This window comes from Brevibacterium sp. S111, from assembly GCF_004745075.1.
Lineage (GTDB): Bacteria > Actinomycetota > Actinomycetes > Actinomycetales > Brevibacteriaceae > Brevibacterium.
Map to the genome: position 1 here is coordinate 206818 of NZ_RHFH01000003.1, position 16602 is coordinate 223419.

Annotated in this window: 18 protein-coding genes; 8 read left to right on the forward strand and 10 right to left on the reverse strand. The window is 64.8% G+C overall.

Annotated features, from left to right (window positions below):
• Window positions 1–73: 73 nt before the first annotated feature.
• Complete coding sequence (gene xseA, locus EB836_RS05135; RefSeq protein WP_135538204.1) at window positions 74–1408, reverse strand: exodeoxyribonuclease VII large subunit; 1335 nt, start codon at window positions 1406–1408, stop codon at window positions 74–76.
• 188 nt (window positions 1409–1596) lie between these two features.
• On the opposite strand from xseA, the gene EB836_RS05140 reads away from it, so the two are divergent.
• Window positions 1597–2583: a 4-hydroxy-3-methylbut-2-enyl diphosphate reductase gene (locus tag EB836_RS05140; protein WP_135538414.1), complete on the forward strand. Its 987-nt coding sequence runs from the start codon at window positions 1597–1599 to the stop codon at window positions 2581–2583.
• A gap of 52 nt (window positions 2584–2635) precedes the next feature.
• Here EB836_RS05140 and EB836_RS05145 read toward each other — a convergent pair whose 3' ends face one another.
• Window positions 2636–3835, reverse strand: coding sequence for a DNA recombination protein RmuC (locus EB836_RS05145; RefSeq protein ID WP_135538206.1), 1200 nt, complete (start codon window positions 3833–3835; stop codon window positions 2636–2638).
• Between the two features lie 72 nt (window positions 3836–3907).
• Between EB836_RS05145 and ychF the strand changes: the two genes are divergently transcribed.
• From ychF to EB836_RS05160, 3 genes are all read left to right on the forward strand, one after another.
• Window positions 3908–5011, forward strand: a complete 1104-nt coding sequence (gene ychF / locus EB836_RS05150; protein WP_135538208.1) for a redox-regulated ATPase YchF — start codon at window positions 3908–3910, stop codon at window positions 5009–5011.
• A gap of 69 nt (window positions 5012–5080) precedes the next feature.
• Entirely contained in the window at window positions 5081–5230 is a 150-nt protein-coding gene (locus EB836_RS18125; protein ID WP_167854357.1) for a hypothetical protein, read from the forward strand.
• Window positions 5231–5551: 321 nt separating this feature from the next.
• Complete coding sequence (locus EB836_RS05160; RefSeq protein ID WP_205683309.1) at window positions 5552–6295, forward strand: methyltransferase domain-containing protein; 744 nt, start codon at window positions 5552–5554, stop codon at window positions 6293–6295.
• A gap of 6 nt (window positions 6296–6301) precedes the next feature.
• Here EB836_RS05160 and EB836_RS05165 read toward each other — a convergent pair whose 3' ends face one another.
• The 7 genes from EB836_RS05165 to EB836_RS05195 all read right to left on the reverse strand — a co-directional run bounded on the left by EB836_RS05165 (window position 6302) and on the right by EB836_RS05195 (window position 13429).
• Window positions 6302–6841 (reverse strand): hypothetical protein, encoded by a 540-nt coding sequence (locus tag EB836_RS05165; protein WP_205683310.1) that lies wholly within the window; start codon window positions 6839–6841, stop codon window positions 6302–6304.
• On the reverse strand, window positions 6792–8039 hold the full coding sequence (locus EB836_RS05170; protein ID WP_135538210.1) for a relaxase/mobilization nuclease domain-containing protein: 1248 nt from the start codon (window positions 8037–8039) through the stop codon (window positions 6792–6794). Before EB836_RS05170 ends, EB836_RS05165 begins: the two co-directional genes overlap by 50 nt.
• Window positions 8036–8593, reverse strand: coding sequence for a hypothetical protein (locus EB836_RS05175; protein ID WP_135538212.1), 558 nt, complete (start codon window positions 8591–8593; stop codon window positions 8036–8038). The genes EB836_RS05170 and EB836_RS05175 overlap by 4 nt, the downstream gene beginning before the upstream one ends.
• The gene (locus EB836_RS05180; protein ID WP_135538214.1) at window positions 8590–10530 is read right to left on the reverse strand and encodes an RNA helicase; all 1941 of its coding nucleotides are present in this window, start codon (window positions 10528–10530) and stop codon (window positions 8590–8592) included. Before EB836_RS05180 ends, EB836_RS05175 begins: the two co-directional genes overlap by 4 nt.
• Before the next feature lie 296 nt (window positions 10531–10826).
• Complete coding sequence (locus EB836_RS05185; RefSeq protein ID WP_240689614.1) at window positions 10827–11120, reverse strand: helix-turn-helix domain-containing protein; 294 nt, start codon at window positions 11118–11120, stop codon at window positions 10827–10829.
• A 324-nt stretch (window positions 11121–11444) separates the two neighbouring features.
• The gene (locus tag EB836_RS05190; protein WP_135538216.1) at window positions 11445–12959 is read right to left on the reverse strand and encodes a recombinase family protein; all 1515 of its coding nucleotides are present in this window, start codon (window positions 12957–12959) and stop codon (window positions 11445–11447) included.
• A gap of 80 nt (window positions 12960–13039) precedes the next feature.
• Entirely contained in the window at window positions 13040–13429 is a 390-nt protein-coding gene (locus EB836_RS05195) for a VOC family protein (RefSeq protein WP_135538218.1), read from the reverse strand.
• A gap of 222 nt (window positions 13430–13651) precedes the next feature.
• On the opposite strand from EB836_RS05195, the gene EB836_RS05200 reads away from it, so the two are divergent.
• Genes EB836_RS05200 through EB836_RS18410 form a run of 3 tightly spaced genes read left to right on the forward strand, consistent with a single transcriptional unit; the run spans window position 13652 to window position 14555 of the window.
• On the forward strand, window positions 13652–13933 hold the full coding sequence (locus tag EB836_RS05200) for a type II toxin-antitoxin system RelE/ParE family toxin (RefSeq protein ID WP_135538220.1): 282 nt from the start codon (window positions 13652–13654) through the stop codon (window positions 13931–13933).
• A complete protein-coding gene (locus EB836_RS05205; RefSeq protein WP_135538222.1) occupies window positions 13908–14228 on the forward strand; it encodes a HigA family addiction module antitoxin in 321 nt (106 codons plus the stop codon). Before EB836_RS05200 ends, EB836_RS05205 begins: the two co-directional genes overlap by 26 nt.
• 45 nt (window positions 14229–14273) lie before the next feature.
• On the forward strand, window positions 14274–14555 hold the full coding sequence (locus EB836_RS18410) for a GNAT family N-acetyltransferase (RefSeq protein ID WP_240689615.1): 282 nt from the start codon (window positions 14274–14276) through the stop codon (window positions 14553–14555).
• A gap of 402 nt (window positions 14556–14957) precedes the next feature.
• On the opposite strand, the gene EB836_RS05215 is transcribed toward EB836_RS18410, so the two are convergent.
• Window positions 14958–15725, reverse strand: coding sequence for an NAD(P)H-binding protein (locus tag EB836_RS05215; RefSeq protein ID WP_240689616.1), 768 nt, complete (start codon window positions 15723–15725; stop codon window positions 14958–14960).
• Window positions 15726–15975: 250 nt separating this feature from the next.
• Between EB836_RS05215 and EB836_RS05220 the strand changes: the two genes are divergently transcribed.
• The gene (locus EB836_RS05220) at window positions 15976–16569 is read left to right on the forward strand and encodes a TetR family transcriptional regulator (RefSeq protein WP_135538224.1); all 594 of its coding nucleotides are present in this window, start codon (window positions 15976–15978) and stop codon (window positions 16567–16569) included.
• The last annotated feature ends 33 nt before the right edge of the window (window positions 16570–16602 follow it).

Below are 16602 nucleotides of genomic sequence, written 5' to 3' on the forward strand. Positions count from 1 at the left end.
AATGGTGGAACTGTGCTGGTCTGTCTGTGCGGAGCTGGGGCGGTGTCGACGAACGGGATCGTCCGGTGAACCTTCAGCTCTCGGATCCGTTCGCCGTCTCGGCAGCGTCGGTGGAATCGGATGCGGGTTCGGGGGTGACGTCGGTGACCGCGGCATCGAAACGGCCATGGGCGACGCGCACATGCACCGCATCCCCGCTTGCGACCTCGGCGGCGCTGCGCACCGCCTGTCCGGCATCGGTCTGGACGACTGCGTACCCGCGTTCGAGGGTGCGCAGGGGCGAGAGTGAGCGGGCCTGTGAACGGAGATGGTGGATCTCGTTCTGCGCCTGAATGACAAGACCGGTCGTCGCTTGCAGGCTGCGGCGACGAATCGTCGCCAATTCGTTCTCATGAGCGATGATCATCGTCTGCGGTTCGGCCAGGACCGGTCGAGAGCGCACCGCGGTGAGCATCTCCTGTTCGCGGTCGAGGATGCGATGGACTGCGGCTTCGAGTTCGGCCCGGGCGCGCAGCAGGTTCATGCCCTCCTCGGCGACGTCGGGAACGATCCGCTTGGCAGCATCCGTCGGGGTCGAAGCTCGCATATCTGCGACTTCGTCGAGGATGGGCCGGTCGGCCTCATGCCCCACTGCAGAGACCACCGGAGTGCGTGCGGCGGACACGGCACGGACCAGAGCTTCGTTGGAGAAGGGAAGGAGATCTTCCATGCTGCCACCGCCGCGGGCGATGACGATGACGTCGATCTGCGGGTCCTCGTCGAGTTCGGCGAGGTTCTTCATCACTCCAGGCACCGCGTCAGGTCCCTGGACCGCACAGTTGCGGATCTCGAATTCCGCGGCCGGCCAGCGCAGGTGCACATTTCGCACAACATCTTTCTGCGCGTCGGAGTCACGGCCGGTGATGAGCCCGATCCTATTGGGCAGGAACGGCAGTCGCAGTTTGCGGCTGGGGTCGAAGAGCCCTTCCGCGGCCAGCTGCTTCTTCAGCCGCTCCAGACGAGCGAGCAGTTCGCCGAGGCCCACGGCGCGGATGTCGTTGGCGCGCATCGTGAGTCGACCGGTCTTCGTCCAGAAGTCGGCTTTGAGGTTGGCGACGACATGACTGCCCTCGGTCAGCGGAGCACCGGTGCGCTCGAGGACGTTCTTCCAGATCTGAACGGGCAGGGACATTTCGACATCGGTGTCGCGCAGGGTGAGGTAGCTGGCCTTGCCGCGATGGTTGAGCTCGACGACCTGTCCTTCGATCCACACGCTCGACATGCGATCGATATAGGACTTCATCTTCGACGAGAGCAGGCTCAGCGGCCACGGGTTCTCCGCGGTGGTCTCGGCCGCGGTGGCCGCGAGCTCCTTCGGCTCGACGGTTTCGCCGAGTGTGCCGGGAGTGCCGGAAATTCTTTGCGCCATGGTAAGTCCCCTTCCGAGCCCCAAGCCTAACGAACGACACGGACACAGCCCATTTCTCGGCTCTCGCCAGTCCGCCGCTTCTTCGGCGGGCATCCGCTTCTGCACCGTGCGTGCGGTAACCCTGGCCGCCACCGCCGGCCCCTGCTTAGACTGGAGAGGTGACTGCCGTTTCCGTACCCACCCCGACGATGCCGCGCCGGCGTGTGCCTGCCAGCGATATCCGCACCCCCGAGGGCACCGAACAGCGGGTGCTGCTGGCTGCCCCGCGCGGCTACTGCGCCGGGGTCGATCGCGCGGTGATCGCAGTCGAGCGTGCCCTTGAGCATTTCGGTGCGCCGATCTATGTGCGCAAGGAGATCGTGCACAACCGGCATGTCGTCGAAACCCTGTCCGACCGCGGTGCCGTCTTCGTCAATGACACTGATGAAGTGCCGGAAGGGGCACGGGTCGTATTCTCCGCTCACGGAGTCTCACCGGTCGTCCACGCCGAGGCAGCCGAACGATCACTGTCCACGATCGATGCGACCTGCCCGCTGGTGACGAAGGTCCACAAAGAAGCGATCCGGTTTGCTCGCGACGGTTTCCGGATCCTGCTCGTCGGCCATGCCGGACACGAAGAGGTCGAAGGAACCATGGGAGAGGCGCCGGAGCACATCACGCTCGTGCAGAGTCCCGACGATGCACGCACCGTCGAAGTCCCTGATTCAGAGAAGCTCGTGTGGATCTCCCAGACGACGCTGAGCGTAGACGAAACGATGGAGTCCGTCGAGATTCTGCGCGAGCGTTTCCCGCACCTGCAGAATCCGCCCAGCGATGACATCTGCTATGCCACACAGAACCGGCAGGTCGCAGTGAAGAAGATTGCTCCCGAGGCGGATCTCGTCCTCGTCGTCGGTTCGGCGAACTCCTCGAACTCTGTGCGTCTTGTCGAAGTCGCGCTCGAACACGGGGCGAAAGCCGCGCACCGTGTCGACTTCGCCCGCGAGATCGACGAAACCTGGTTCCACGATGTCGCCACCGTCGGGCTCACCTCAGGAGCGAGTGTTCCCGAGACTCTTGTCCAGGACGTGCTCGGGCTGCTGGCCGACTACGGCTTCGACAGCGTTGACGAGGTCATCACCGCCGAGGAAGACCTCCTGTTCTCCTTGCCGAAGGAACTGCGCAAACTCGGCTGAAGCTCCAGCCCCTGTGCGGCAGGGCAACCCGGGGCCGCCTGCGGTCGACTGTTCAGTGCGTACCGGTCTGTCGATCGCGCAGATCTGTGGGGCCACTGTGGTCGAATGCCGTCGAGTGAGGACGCGACAGCTCTTCGGCACTGACGCCTCGAGCACGGGTATCGAGTTCGGCAACGGTGTCGAGTTCATCGGCGACGATCCCTGTCGACGGGAACTTCCGCGCTGTGACGAGGAACCGGGACTCCAGGGAGGAGACGAACCGGTTGTAGTCCTCGACGGACCGGTCGAGGCTCGCACCCAGCCGCGACACATGCGTGACCAGTGTGCCGATGCGTTCATAGAGTTCTGTGCCCAGCCGCAGCACCTCGGAGGCCGAGGTCGACATGTCGGCTTGGCGCCAGTTGAGCGCGACCGTCTTGAGCAGAACGAGCAGTGTTGCCGGTGAGGCGAGGACGACGTTCTTGCCCAACGCATGATCGATCATCTTCGGGTAGCTGGCTGCGGCCGACGAGAGGAGACCGTCGGTGGGGACAAAGCAGACGACGAAATCAGGGGAGGAGTCGAAGGATTTCCAATACTCCTTCGACGCCAGCGCATCAACATGCCGCAGCAGCGCTCGGGCATGGTCATGGCCACCCGCCGCAGCCCCGCCGGCTGCCTCGGTGGTCTCTTCACTGATTCTGGCCGACAGGGGTGTCTTCGCATCGATGACGATCGTGCCGCCGCCAGGCAGGTGGACGACCATATCGGGGCGATGACGCTTCCCGTCGCGGTCGGCAGTGACTTGAGTGTCGAAGTCCACGTGGGGGAGGAGCCCCGCATATTCGACGATGCGTTTGAGCTGCACCTCACCCCAGTCACCACGGTGAGTAGTCGAATTCAGGGCGTTGGCCAAGGACCCGGTCGATTCCTGGAGTCGAAGGTTCTGCTGACTGAGGTGGCCGATCTGGGAGTTCAGCCGGGTGATCTGTTCGATCTGCGTGCGGTCCTGGGTCTGGAGATTGTCCTGGAGGCTCTTCACACTCGCCGCCAACGGCCCGATGGCTGCGGTGATCTCACCGGCCATCTGCGCATCGGCTTCGAGGTCTTCGGTGCGTTCGGACAGGATGCGGGAGGTCGTCTCCGCTCGGGTGATCCTCTCAAGGTAGCGCGAACGCGTGAGCGTGCGCCCGAGGAGGAACCCGAGGACGGCGGCGAAGAGGATCGCCACGACGAAGGCGATGATGACTCCGGATGCGGGGAAAGCATTCATGACTCCAGGGTGACAGAGGGCACGGACACGAGAATTCGAGGACCACCTCGGCGGCGGCTAGACTTGGATATCGTGGCTTTGACTATTGGAATCGTGGGGCTGCCGAATGTCGGCAAGTCGACCATGTTTAACGCACTGACCAAGAACCAAGTTCTCGCGGCGAACTACCCGTTCGCGACGATCGAACCGAACGTGGGCGTGGTCCCTCTGCCCGACGTCCGATTGACGCGGTTGGCGGAGATCTTCGGTTCCGAACGCATCCTCAACGCGACCGTCGACTTCGTCGACATCGCCGGGATCGTGCGCGGTGCCTCCGAAGGCGAGGGCTTGGGCAATCAGTTCCTCGCCAATATCCGCGAAGCCGACGCGATCTGTCAGGTCATCCGTGGGTTCGTCGACGACGATGTCGTCCACGTCGACGGCAAGATCAGTCCCGCCGATGACATCGACACGATCAACACCGAGCTCATCCTTGCCGACCTGCAGACGCTGGAAAAGGCGCGGCCGCGGATCGAGAAGGAAGTCAAGGGCAAGCGTGCCCCTGCCGAGCAGCTGACCGCGATCGACGCCGCCACCGAGATCCTCGAAGGCGGTCGGACGCTGTACCAGGCGATGCAAGCCGACAATTTCGATGTCTCAGCTCTGCGTGAGCTGCAGCTGATGACCGTCAAACCGTTCCTCTACGTGTTCAACGTTGATGACGATGTGCTCGGTGACGAGGGCAAGAAGAACGAGATGCGGTCCCTCGTGGCCCCGGTCGAGGCGATCTTCCTCGACGCGAAGTTCGAATCCGAACTCGCAGAACTCGATGAGGAAGAAGCCCGGGAGATGCTCGAGTCGACCGGTCAGGACGAAAGCGGGCTCGACCAGCTCGCACGTGTCGGCTTCGACACTCTCGGTCTGCAGACCTACCTGACGGCCGGCCCCAAGGAATCCCGAGCCTGGACGATCCCGAAAGGTGCCACCGCCCCCGAGGCAGCCGGGGTCATCCACACCGACTTCCAGAAGGGCTTCATCAAGGCTGAGGTCGTCTCCTTCGGTGATCTCGATGCCAACGGAACGATGGCGGCGGCGAAGGCCGCCGGCAAGGTCCGGATGGAAGGCAAGGACTACGTCATGGTCGATGGCGACGTGGTGGAGTTCCGCAGCGGATTAACCTCTGGGGGCAAGAGGTAGCGCATCCCAGCGGCACAGCCGCCTCGGGCGTCATCGTGAGAGACGATCATCGACTACGAGGAGGCTCGCATGTCCGCCGAGTCCAACGCCCGATCCCACGCTCAAGGCTTCTACTGGTGGCGCGGAGCACCTGACCTCACCGAGGCTGAGGCCGAACGCCGTGACCTCGAAGCCCTGAGCGATGCCTGTGCTGATCTGCTGAACGAAATCGACGGCTGAGAGGTGACGAGGTGGATGCCTTCGAGCACTGGTGCGAGGTCTGCGGTAAGACCGAAACCCTCACGACCGAGGACGCGTACCTGCGGGACGTGCCCAATGAACCGGACAGTCTGGTGGGCGGTATCTATGGACGGCTACGACGTCGAGCAGCTCAGCCCCGTCCAGCGCATGGTCGCCGCTCGCATCATCAACGAGACGCCCGACTGACGTAGCGCATGTCGGGGTTGTGACTCTTGGAGTCGAGCCCAGCCGAGACCTGTGACACGCATGTTCTCCTCGTATGTCAGGTCAAGAATGATACTTACTGAGACAATGAGGGGCATGAACGACGGACTTCTGAACACTGCGGACGAAGGCGCGCTACCAGCCAACGACTACGACGGCTTCGCCGCCGCTTACTCTGCCGAGAACGACGACAGCCTCGCAAACGCCTACTACGAACGGCCGGCCATGCTGGCGCTGGCCGGCGATGTATCAGGCCGCAGAGTCCTCGACGCGGGGTGCGGCGCGGGTGCAATGAGCGCGGCACTGCACGACCGAGGAGCGGTCGTCACGGGCATCGACGCCAGCGCCGGGATGCTCGACCACGCGAGTCAGCGTCTCGGCGACGAAGTCGATCTCCGTCAGGCCGATCTGAACGACCCGCTGCCGTTCAACGATAGCTCGTTCGACGATGTGATCGCCTCGCTCGTGCTGCACTACCTTGAGGACTGGGCACCGGCGTTGTCCGAGATGCGGCGAGTCCTTCGGCCGGGCGGCCGACTGTTCGCATCCGTCGACCATCCGATCGTCGCGTACACCATCCAGGAGCATCGACCGAACTACTTCGAGACCACCAGCTACGGTTTCGAGTGGGAGTTCGGCGGCAGGCGCATCCCGATGCGGTTCTGGCGCAGGTCCCTGCAGCAGATGCTCGACGAGTTCGCCTCGGCTGGGTTTCGGCTCACGAGCATCACCGAGCCGCAGCCACTGACAGAAGCTCGCGACCTGCACCCCGAGGACTTCGCCCGAGTCACGACTTCTCCCTGCTTCCTCTTCTTCGTGCTCGAAGCGGTACATGGATAGTTCTGATCACCTGCGCCACTTCGGCCACTTCGGCATCCCGCGACCGCGCCAGGTCTCTACCAGCGCCGTGAACCAGCGGACGGAGGTGAAGAGGGCGTAGCCGACCCCGGCGAGGCCAGCGCCGACTACGAGCCAGCGCCCGATGCCGAGCCACACGCTCCCGTCCACGTCCAACGCCCACTGCGCGCCGGTGATGAGTCCGGCGACGGCCATCCAGAGCCCGGCGACGACCACGGCCACCGGCAGGAGGACGAGGCACATCGCGGCGGCTGCCGACCAGAGCTGACGGGCCTCCAGCTTCGCCGTCGCCGCGATGATCCGCTCGGCCCTCTCGTTCGAGGCGTCGAGGTTCGCCGTAACGACCTGCCCAGCCTCCCCGGCGACCTGCTCGACGGCCTGGGAGACCCGCTCCTCGGTGCGCTTCTCGATCCGCTGCACCGCGCCGCCGACCTTGCTCACGAGCTCCTGGTTCGCCTCGGCCTGCCCCTGGAGCTTCTCAGTCGCCGAGGCCGTAGCCGCGTGATTCTTCTGCGCTTCGGCGACCAAACTCTGCGAGGCGGCGTTCAGCCTCTTCCCGTCGAGACTCTGCGCGAACTCGCTGAGCGTGCTCTCGATCTCGCTGAGCTTGCTCTCGACGCCTTCGATCTGCGGCGACGTGCTCGCGGAGGGCTGCGAGGTCACCGCGCGGTCGATCCGCTTCGTCAGCTCCTCGTCCATGATCTTCTGATGCCCGGTGAGCTCCTTCACGGCCTTCGTCAGCGTCGTGAGCTGCTGCTCGACGGCGGCGTGCTTCGAGGCCAACGTCTCCAGCATCTCCGAACTGCGCTCCTGCTCGTCGGCGGCCCTGGCCTTGTCCATCAATCCCATGATCCCGCTCCATCCTCTTCCGGTTGTGCTCGAACATCGCTTTTGCCTGGTCCGGGACGAACTCGGGCGAGAGCCTCGTCACCGCGTGCCGCAGCTCGGCCCGCTTCGCCTCGTCTCGGTCGTCTTCGATGTAGAGAGTCCAGCGCTCCTTACCCGCGATCTTGCCCTTCGTCGCCGTCGTCGAGTGCAGCCGCATCCGCGGCACCCGGTCGCCGTACTCGTCGGCCTGATCGTTCTGCTCGGCGATGACCTCTCGCAGGCCCTCGACATCAACTGAGCGCTTGTCGAGCAGAGCGGCCTCGAACCGGTCGCCCATCTGCTGGGACAGCGATCCCTCGGCGAACTCCTCCCGGCGCATGTCCCAGTCCTTCGCGGAGAGCTTCCGCTCGCGTGCGACGGTCAGCCCGTGCTCGGTCATCAACTCGTCGTTGACCGACTGGACACCGCGCTGCTGACCCTGGTCCGGCCGGTCCTTGAACGTGCGGTAATCAGACAGCGCCCGGCCCGTCTCGTTGTCGTGGTTGATGATCAGAATGTGGTTGTGCGGCTTGCGGCCCCGACCGTCCGTGTGGGTGACCACGAGGGCGTCCGAACAGGGATGCATCCTCTTCGCCAACTGGTAGCCGAGATCGTTCACCCGCTGCACGTCCTCGGCTTTGTCGGGGTCGAACTCGACGGCGTCGAAGGACTGCCGATAGTGCAAGGCTTCGACCTCACGGTCATTCGCTGCTGCCAGGGCCCCGGCGCGTCGCGAGAACGCCCCGGGGCCGCCAGGCACGTCGCAGGTGACGGCGACGCCGCGGTCGTCGGTCAGGCCGCGGACATAGCTCTCCGACGACGCCGCCGACCGGCTGGGCGCGTAGTGCGTCGTGCTCATCGTCCCGCGACCCGATCACCGAGCAGCTCCCGGACATCGCGGAGCACCTCGACCAGCTCGGACACCTCGTCCGAGAGCGTCACCGCCTGACCGGCGAGGGCCTTCGCCGCCAGAGTGTTGACGTTGACCGCGAGCGGGCGCACCTGGGCGGCAAGAGCGCGAGCATCTGCGTGAGCCTGCGCCGTGCGCTCGGCCTCGATCTGCGCGGTCCGCATCACCGCATCCAGTTCGTTCGACCGACGCGCATCAAGGGCGTCGAGCATCACATCGCGACCCCAGCGACTCGGCTTCACGCCGAGGCGCTGGGCACGTCGGCGGATCGCTTCGCGCTCCGTCTCCGTGAGCCGCACATCCAACGAGACCCGGCGTCGCTCGGGGGTGGTCTCGTCGGCTGCGCGGCTGTCGCTCACCGGTGCCTGCACGGTGGAGTTCGCGACGACGCAAGCAGTAGCCGTGTCGGACATTTCGCTGACGCTCATGTCCTCCCCGGCTGCTTGCGAGGGGGCTCCACCCCCTTCGATCCCCTGGAAGAGCGCATCACGTTCGGTGCTCATCGCGCACCTCCCGCGACCAGCAGCCCGCCGTTCGCCCGGAGGCGATCGACCTTCGCGTCGAGGGCCTTCCGCCTGGCGTCGGCACGACGCTCGCGCTCTTCCTCGGAGAGCGCGGGGCAGTCGTCGCCATGACGCGCGTAGGAGCCCGACTGCGGTGCCGAACAGGTGCAGAGCCTCAGCTCACGGTTGTGCTCCTCCAGCTCGGCGAGCCGCTTGCGCTGCTGCCCCTCGACGATCTCGCGATCACGCCTGGCCACCTCCTCTGCGGCGGCGATCTCCTCAGCGCTCGGCTGGATCGGCTGGCCGACCCCGGCGAACTCCGCGAACAGATCGTCCCCGTCGATCGCGTCCAGCTCCGGACGGGCGATCCGATCGTGCTGCTCGACGATCGGCGCGACCGTGCGCGCCTCGATCTCACCGCGCACGCGCTCGCGCTCCGCCGTGTCCTTGATCGCCTTGCACTTGCGAGCCAGCAGCTCCAGGTCCTGGCGCATGTGCTCGTACCGCTCGTAGCTCTGGTACTCGCGGGTGCCGTTGAGCACGCCGGAATTCACGAAGATCGAGAACTCGCGCTCGGCGACCGGAATGATCACCGGGAAGCGGCGGAACCCCTGCCCGAGGTTCTCCGCCTGATGCTTGACCCGCACGCCGCCTTGCATCGACTCGTACTCGCCCGCCAGACCCCGGAGGAACTCCTCGTAGCATTCCGGCCCCGTCACGATGTTCACCTGGTTGAGCAGCTGGGTCTTCGATCCCTTGATGTTGACGATCGGCTTCTCGTCCGCCTCGCGCCAGGGTCCCAGGATCCGGAAGAGCATGCCGCGACTCTTCGCCGTGCGGATCATGTCGCCAACGCGCATGTCCTCCCAGATCACGGCCGGCTCGCCGTCGTATCCCTCCCACGAGACGTTCTCGCCGCCCACCTTGAAGTACGGCTTATCCGCGTCCGGGCCCAGGGCGCGCGCGAGCGCCTTCGCGAGCAGATCCTTACCCGTGCCGCCCTCGCCAAACACGTAGAAGTTCATGACCGACTCCGGCGCGTCCTGGTACGCGAGGAAGTCGCCGCGCAGCTTCTGGAAGTGGGCAAGGTTGCCCTTCCCGAAGTAGATCGCGGGCTCCTGATTGCGGACCTGCCTCAGCGTCAGCGAACCCTTGCCTACGGCCTGGAAGAGCTTGTTGAGCTTCGCGCCTCCGCCGCCCTCCGCGGCGTTGCGGCGCATTGCCGTATGCGCATCCAGCTCCCGGCCAAAGTCGAAGTTCGCGACGATCCGCCCGCGGCCGTACTGGTACTTGCCGGGATTGCCCTCCTGTGCCTTGTCCACGAGGTAGTGCCGATCCGACTGATGGATGCCGGGGATGGCGTCCTTTCCGCGCGACTCGTGCGGCAGGTACTCGCTGAGGTCGAAGAACGCCTTCTCCGCCGCGCCGCGGCCCTTGTGCTCGGTGCCGTCCTGCTCGGCGGTCTCCTTCGGCGACTTCACCCGGGCCGAGGGGATCGAGAAGGCATCGGAGACGGTGCGGATCGTGGGGCGCGGACCATCGGCGTCAGCGACCCACAGCACCATGTGAGCGTGCAGGCCCTTGATCCCGCAGCACACCGTCTCGCCGGTGCCCTCGTCCACCTCGATCAGGCGGTCATATGGGTGCCACACGTAGGCCCAGCGGTGGAGGCGGTCGCCCAGCGCCGTGAGACCCTCGTCGATCTGCTCCTGCGTCAGCATGGTCTCGTCGGTCTCCGGGTGCTCCCGGTACTGCATCACCGAGAACACGCGCGACTGCATCCGGGCGCGCTTCACCTGCTCCGGGCTCTCAGCGGCCTTCGCGGCGGCGAAGAACGCCTTCGCCTCGGCGACCTGAGCGGGCGTGGACTCGACGACGAACGCCTCGACATCATCGCCAGGATCGGCCCCCGGCACGTCCAGCTCGGCGAAGTCCATCCCTGCAACCGAGGTAGGCGCCTGTGCAGCCGTTTCCGAAACGGATGCGCGCCCACCCAAGGAAGGCCGCGCATACAACACGGCGTCAGTTCCCTGGTCAGAGCTGGGATCGGCGGTCATCCCGGAGCCGTCGGAATCAGTCGGTGCAGCCGTATAGCCGTTTCCCGCGAAAACCTCCTCGACAACGAGAACCTGGTTCCCGTCGTTCGGAACGGCAGCGGGTGCCAGGTCAGGCCCTCCGGGCGGGGTCAGGGTCGAGGGCTCGGCATGATCGCCATAGTTGCGACGGCTCCTCATCACCGATCACCACCCAGCAGGCTGGCCAGCTTCTCACGCTGTGCGTCACTGAGCGGGGGAGCGGCGGCGACGATCCTGTCGATCGCCTCATCGACCTCGCGAGAAAGCGTCGAGCAGGTCGGGACGCCGAGGGCGTCGAGGTCGGACTGGCGGACCTTGAGCAGACGGCCGACTCGTCGCGCTGGGAGCTTGCCCTTGGCGATGTACTGTCGAAGAGTCGAGTAACCGCCATAGCCGTTATCGACGGCGAACTGAAGCGACCGCAACGGGTCGATGGCCTGGGTCTGTGACACTGGAGCCTCCAGAGACAAGCACGCCGAACGTGCTGCTGTCTCTGGCTGACGCGCTCACAGATGACGGTCTCTGTCCCGTCCGCGCTGCCAGATGGAGAACTCCCCGGCGGTAACCTCTGGCCGCCGTCCCAGCCTCCGACCGTTTCATTGACCCTGCATCACCCTGTCGGGTTCTGCGTCGAGGTGGTCTCATCCCTCGGGTGATCTCTTAACGGGCTGCGAAACCCGACATGCCTCTGTTGTTGAAAGGCCGAGTTGCCTTGTCATTCAATCGTCTCACACTCAGCGCCACTAAGCCATTCATGGCGCTTTGACTCGTGAGACTCATCGCCAGTCGATGGTGACTGTACTCGGATCGAATGCCTTGTGGCCGCGAGGGTGTGGGAACAGCTTGACCTTGCACAGCACGTCGATCACGCTCCGGCGCAGGGCGAGGTCGGCCTCGTCAAAGGCGTCGCGCGGCTTCTCGGCGCTGAGGACAGAGTTCAGCACCGAGGCGCTGGACAGACTCAGGCGTTCGGACTCCAGCGCCGCGATCTTCGTCTCACGATCGGTCGTGATCTTGTTCAGCATCCGAGAGCTGATGCGTTCGTCGTCGTTGTCGCTGTCGTAGTCACGCTCCGCCCTGGCGATCCGGGCACGGTGAACGCCGATCTCTTCTTTGATTTCCTTGATCCTGGGCTCGTCCTGCCCTGGCAGGAGGTCGTGAAGGTCGGGGCGGGCCAGCCTCCGCCGAATCACCTCGATGACGAACCCATCGACCTGCTCCCGTGAGCGCATCACGTGACCGGCGCAGCGATAGCGGGACGAGTGTCCGCGCACCCTCGTCTCGCACTGCCCGCACAGGTAGAGCCCTGAGCCAAGGTGCTTACGGTCCGTGCCCTTCTTGTTGGTCACCCGCGCCGGGTCGTCGAGCCGGTCCTGCACGTTCTCCCACACGTCCGGGGGCACGAGGCGCTCCCACTGCCCGGCGACCGGGGCACCGTCATCGTCACGGATGATTTGCGCCCGCCACGTCCGGCGACGATTCCCGTCCTTCTGTATCTCCTTCGGCGTGTAGGTCGAGTACCCCGCATACCGGGGGTTCCGCAGAATGCCAAGCACGGTGGACGGTGCCCAGGGGCCATCGTCAGGCACTGGACGCTCCGCATAACCTTCATCGACGCGCTTCGCATTACGCTCGATGGCCAGCGTGCGAATGTGCTTCTGGAGGCGCGGCACATCGGGCAGGTCGTCCCGGTCGGCACCTGAGAGGGCCATGGCCAGCGAGCGGAGAGATGCCCCGGCGTTGAACGACTCGTACAGTTTTCGGACTGCCTCGGCCTCGTGGTCGATGACCTCACCACCGACCGTGTACCCCAGTGGCCTGACCCCCTTCGGTGCTCGGCCCATCATCGCCCGTTGACGCTGAGCGAGGGTCTGGCGCTCACCTTTGGTCTCGATCTCATTCTGTGCGACCTCGGCGAGGATGCCCGCCGTCATCCGGCCCGAGGGCGTGGACATGTCGAGATCGGAGCCGCGGACCAGGGCGACCTTGGCCTTGGCCTGCTGCCCGGTCTCGATCAGTCGCACGGTGTCGGGGCGGTTCCTCGTCAGCCGGTCCCAGTTCCACGCGATGACCACCGCGATGCGACCGGCGGTGACTGCGGCGAGGAGAGCCTCGAACCCGGGCCTCTTCTTGCCCCCAGCCGCAGAGATGTCGTTGTCGGTGAACACCTCCGCGACCGTGTAGCCGTTGGACCTCGCGTAGTCCTCGGCCGCCTCCCGCTGCCGATCGACGCCGAGCTGCTCGCCGGTGAGGTCTCTGCTGATCCTGAGATAGAGTGCTGCTGTCGTCATGTCTCCATCATAGGTTATTCTGTTACGGAACGCGGTGGAGTTCCGGTTCAACGTGTGATCCGTGCTGGGGTGGAACCTCGTCAGTTGACGGTCTGCACGACCTGCACCAGATGTCCGTCGAGGTCCTCGACCCAGGCGATGAGCAGACGGTCGAGCCATGGCTCGGGCAGCTTGATGGGCGTCGCGCCGAGCTTGACCAGACGTGCATAGCCGGCAGGAACGTCGTCCGTCCAGAGGATCAACGCTGCACGCTGGCCGTCCGCGACAGGATCGAGCCCGTGGTCATCGCGGGTGCTGGTCTCGGTCGCGAGTCCGATCCGGTACTCGTCGAGGACGAGATCGACGTGGATCGGTGTCCCTGTCCGGGGCGTGCGGAACACTTCGTCGAAGCCGAGGCCACGATAGAACTCCGCTGCACGGTCGATGTCGCGCGTGAACAGAACGACCTGGGGTGTTCGAAAGACCGTCATGTCGTCAGTTTGCCATGGGCAGGGATGACAACAGGATGAGAGAGCAAGCCCCCAGGCGCGAGCTGCCACCTGGTCGGCGCGCAGATCAGGGAGTTGTGCCACCTGAGCCTGGTGAACCGACCATTGCGCCGATGTCGAGGAGATGGCCGTATGTGCCGGAACACGGTGAAGATCCGGGTTAACGTCTAGCGTTATTGACGGTTGCCGTTATACAATGGGTTCATGATCAGATCGTTCGGGAGCAAGGACGCCGAGCGGATCTGGCATGAGCAGTACGTCAAGAGCGTTGACCGGACGGTGCAGCGGGCGACCTTGCGGAAGCTGGAACTCATCCACGCGGCGAAGGATGTCGAGGACCTCAGGGCACCGCCAGGCAACCGCCTGGAGCGTCTGGTCGGCGACCGACGCGGGCAGCACAGCATCCGCGTCAATGCGCAATGGCGTCTCTGCTTCGTCTGGAGAGATGGAGGTGCGGACAATGTCGAACTCGTCGACTACCACTGAGAGCGACCTGATCGAGCCGATCCACCCGGGAGAGATCCTGATGGAGGATTTCATCGAGGGCTTCGGTATCACGCAGAACAAGCTCGCCGTGTCCATCGGTGTGCCGCCGCGCCGGATCAACGAGATTGTGCACGGCAAGCGGGGGATCACCGCTGATACTGCGATCCGTCTGGCGCGCTACTTCGGAACGTCCGAGGAGTTGTGGATGAACTTGCAGTCGAACTACGAGCTGCGGCTCCAGCGCCGTGCACTGCACGACAAGGTTGCCGCGATCACGCCGTTGCAGGTCGCATGAGCAACTCGCTCCAAGGAGACATGGACGGTCCGTAACAGCAATGGAGTGGTCGTCGGTGCCACGCTGATCGATCGCCACTTTCCGTATGTCGCTGAAGTGCACCTCACCGTCGTCGACCGGTCAGTTCACGGGACCGGCGTCGGCACCGCAATGCTCAGGGCCGTCGAAGTCGATGCGGTTTGCCGTGAGGTGCGGCTGTTGCAGGTGAAGACCGTCGGAGCCTCGCACCCAGATCCCGGATATGCGCGCACTCGGCTCTTCTATGAGCGGTGGGGTTTTCTGCCGCTTGAGGAGACCGCGCTCTGGAGTCAAGGCACCCCTGTCTGATCATGGTGAAGTCGCTGCCTCGCGAACAGCAGGTACGCCCTGACGATCCCTGTATCATCGAGGTTTTGAGAGGTATGCGGGCACGAGCGTTGCGCGAGTTCCACCCAGAAGTTGGTATCGGTCGGAACTCGGTGGAGTTCCGGTTCAACGTGTGAGTCTCGAAGCGACAGAACGGCCTCATTTGCTGAAGCAGACGATGCCGTTCCGCTAATCGACCATGGCCGTATGCGGGGGAGCGGACCGGTTTGCTCGACGTGGCTCGTGGCGCCACTGTTGGCGGTGGAGCTCGGGGCCAGGGCTGCCCTCATCACCGGAATCGAGCCGACCTGCCCGCGTCGACGTCGAATGGTCAGGCTGAGTCAATCAGCCCCATCGAGCGCGGGCGCCGCATGAAGTCATGGACTACCGGACCTCTAGATCGTTCAGCTGATCGGTGATGCTGCGGGGTTCGCGCTCCAGGAGTCGCGAGAGTGTGGGGTCCGCACCTGAGAAGTGTCCGCTCCTGGTGGCTTGGAACATCGATAGGGTAAAGCGCGCGACGGCCTCGGGCATTCCGCTGGTGGTCGCATCGGACACCCATTTCTCGTCTTCGATGACGATGCGATCGATCTGGCGGCCGGTGATCTCGGACGCGGAGGCGGCGAAGTCCGCGAGGGTGACTGGCTGAGGCAGCGTCAGATCGATCGGCCCGTCGAAGGGGTCATCAGCGGTGAGGATCGCAGCGGCGGCCTCTGCAGCATCTCGCCGATCGACCCAAGAGAAGGGGCCGTCGGCGGGCATGGCGATCACGCCCGTTTCCTGCCACGCGCCGAGCAGCTGGGCGGGATCGCCGTAGAAGCCGTTGCGCAAAGCAGTCCAGGCGACTCCGGATGCTGCGAGATGCTGTTCGGTGGCGGCGTGGATCGCGAGCGGCGGGTACGGCGTGTCGAAAGCCGTCCCCTGGGCGCTCGTGTACAAAATCCGCTGTGCTCCTGCATCGACGGCAGCATCAATCGCCCTATGGTGCTGCGCGACGACGTCAGAAGAGAGGTCGCTCGAGGAGACCAGGAGGACCTGCTCGGCGTCAGCGAAGGAGTGGCGCAGGGCCGGGGTCGTCGTAGCTGCCTTGCCGCACGCGGACTCCGCGAGCGGCAAGGTGCGCCGCACGCGTGGGGTCACGGACGCTGACACCGATCTGGTGTGGCGGCATCCGCTTGAGGAGGTGGTCGACCGTGGCCCCATTGAGAGTGCCTGTAGCTCCGGTCACAACAATCATCTGAACGTCCTTTCGTGCGGCGGTGACCCGGCATGCTGCTTTGGTCGAACGCCGGGCGGGGATGAACGTGAAGTTGACTCTCATGGTCAACTTCCCCGCGATCCATCCTGCATTAACTTGACTGCTAGGATCAAGTTAGTCGTCGATCCGGAAGGAGCCTGCACCATGACCGACTCTCGAGGCGCGTCAGCTCTGCGGGCGGATGCCCGCCGAAACGTCGATCGGATCCGGCATGCGGCGGCGCAGGTTTTCCGGGAGCAGGGGTTCTCTGCACCGCTCGAGGAGGTCGCCGCAGCCGCCAAAGTGAGCAAGGCGACCATTTTCAATCGGCTCGGCGGGAGGATCGGGCTGATCGATGCCGTCATCGACGACGTCGTCGCGGTGAAGCTGCGGGCCATCATCGAGGATGCGCGGTCCGTTGTCGAGGTCCGAGAGCGGATCTGCTCCTACGTTGGAGCGCTCCGGGACCTGCAGTATCGACTTCCAGCAGTGAATGATGTCCTGCTGCAGGTGTACCGCGACTCCGAGCCTCTGCTCGCTCTGTGTCATGCTGGGACGGCTTTTCACGACAGCCTCGTCGCTCAAGGGCATGCCGCAGGCGTCCTGGCTCCCGACTTCACCCCTGCTGACTTCCACGCACTCGCTCGAGACAATGCTCTGGCCCTCAAGCACGGTGGTCGGCCGACTCGGGCCGACTACGATCGCCGAACCGCGTTCGTGCTCGGTGGGATCTGCGCATCGTCATGTGCGTCCGATTAGCCTCGCGGGGTCGAAGAGACTGCCCTGGGTGCA

What these genes read in the sequence shown, in the direction of transcription:
- xseA (WP_135538204.1), bottom strand. Translation starts at nt 1,408, where the DNA reads ATGGCGCAAAGAATTTCCGGCACTCCCGGCACACTCGGCGAAACCGTC.
- EB836_RS05140 (WP_135538414.1), top strand. Translation starts at nt 1,597, where the DNA reads ATGCCGCGCCGGCGTGTGCCTGCCAGCGATATCCGCACCCCCGAGGGC.
- EB836_RS05145 (WP_135538206.1), bottom strand. Translation starts at nt 3,835, where the DNA reads ATGAATGCTTTCCCCGCATCCGGAGTCATCATCGCCTTCGTCGTGGCG.
- EB836_RS18125 (WP_167854357.1), top strand. Translation starts at nt 5,081, where the DNA reads ATGTCCGCCGAGTCCAACGCCCGATCCCACGCTCAAGGCTTCTACTGG.
- EB836_RS05160 (WP_205683309.1), top strand. Translation starts at nt 5,552, where the DNA reads ATGAACGACGGACTTCTGAACACTGCGGACGAAGGCGCGCTACCAGCC.
- EB836_RS05170 (WP_135538210.1), bottom strand. Translation starts at nt 8,039, where the DNA reads ATGAGCACGACGCACTACGCGCCCAGCCGGTCGGCGGCGTCGTCGGAG.
- EB836_RS05175 (WP_135538212.1), bottom strand. Translation starts at nt 8,593, where the DNA reads ATGAGCACCGAACGTGATGCGCTCTTCCAGGGGATCGAAGGGGGTGGA.
- EB836_RS05180 (WP_135538214.1), bottom strand. Translation starts at nt 10,530, where the DNA reads ATGGACTTCGCCGAGCTGGACGTGCCGGGGGCCGATCCTGGCGATGAT.
- EB836_RS05190 (WP_135538216.1), bottom strand. Translation starts at nt 12,959, where the DNA reads ATGACGACAGCAGCACTCTATCTCAGGATCAGCAGAGACCTCACCGGC.
- EB836_RS05195 (WP_135538218.1), bottom strand. Translation starts at nt 13,429, where the DNA reads ATGACGGTCTTTCGAACACCCCAGGTCGTTCTGTTCACGCGCGACATC.
- EB836_RS05200 (WP_135538220.1), top strand. Translation starts at nt 13,652, where the DNA reads ATGATCAGATCGTTCGGGAGCAAGGACGCCGAGCGGATCTGGCATGAG.
- EB836_RS05205 (WP_135538222.1), top strand. Translation starts at nt 13,908, where the DNA reads ATGTCGAACTCGTCGACTACCACTGAGAGCGACCTGATCGAGCCGATC.
- EB836_RS05220 (WP_135538224.1), top strand. Translation starts at nt 15,976, where the DNA reads ATGACCGACTCTCGAGGCGCGTCAGCTCTGCGGGCGGATGCCCGCCGA.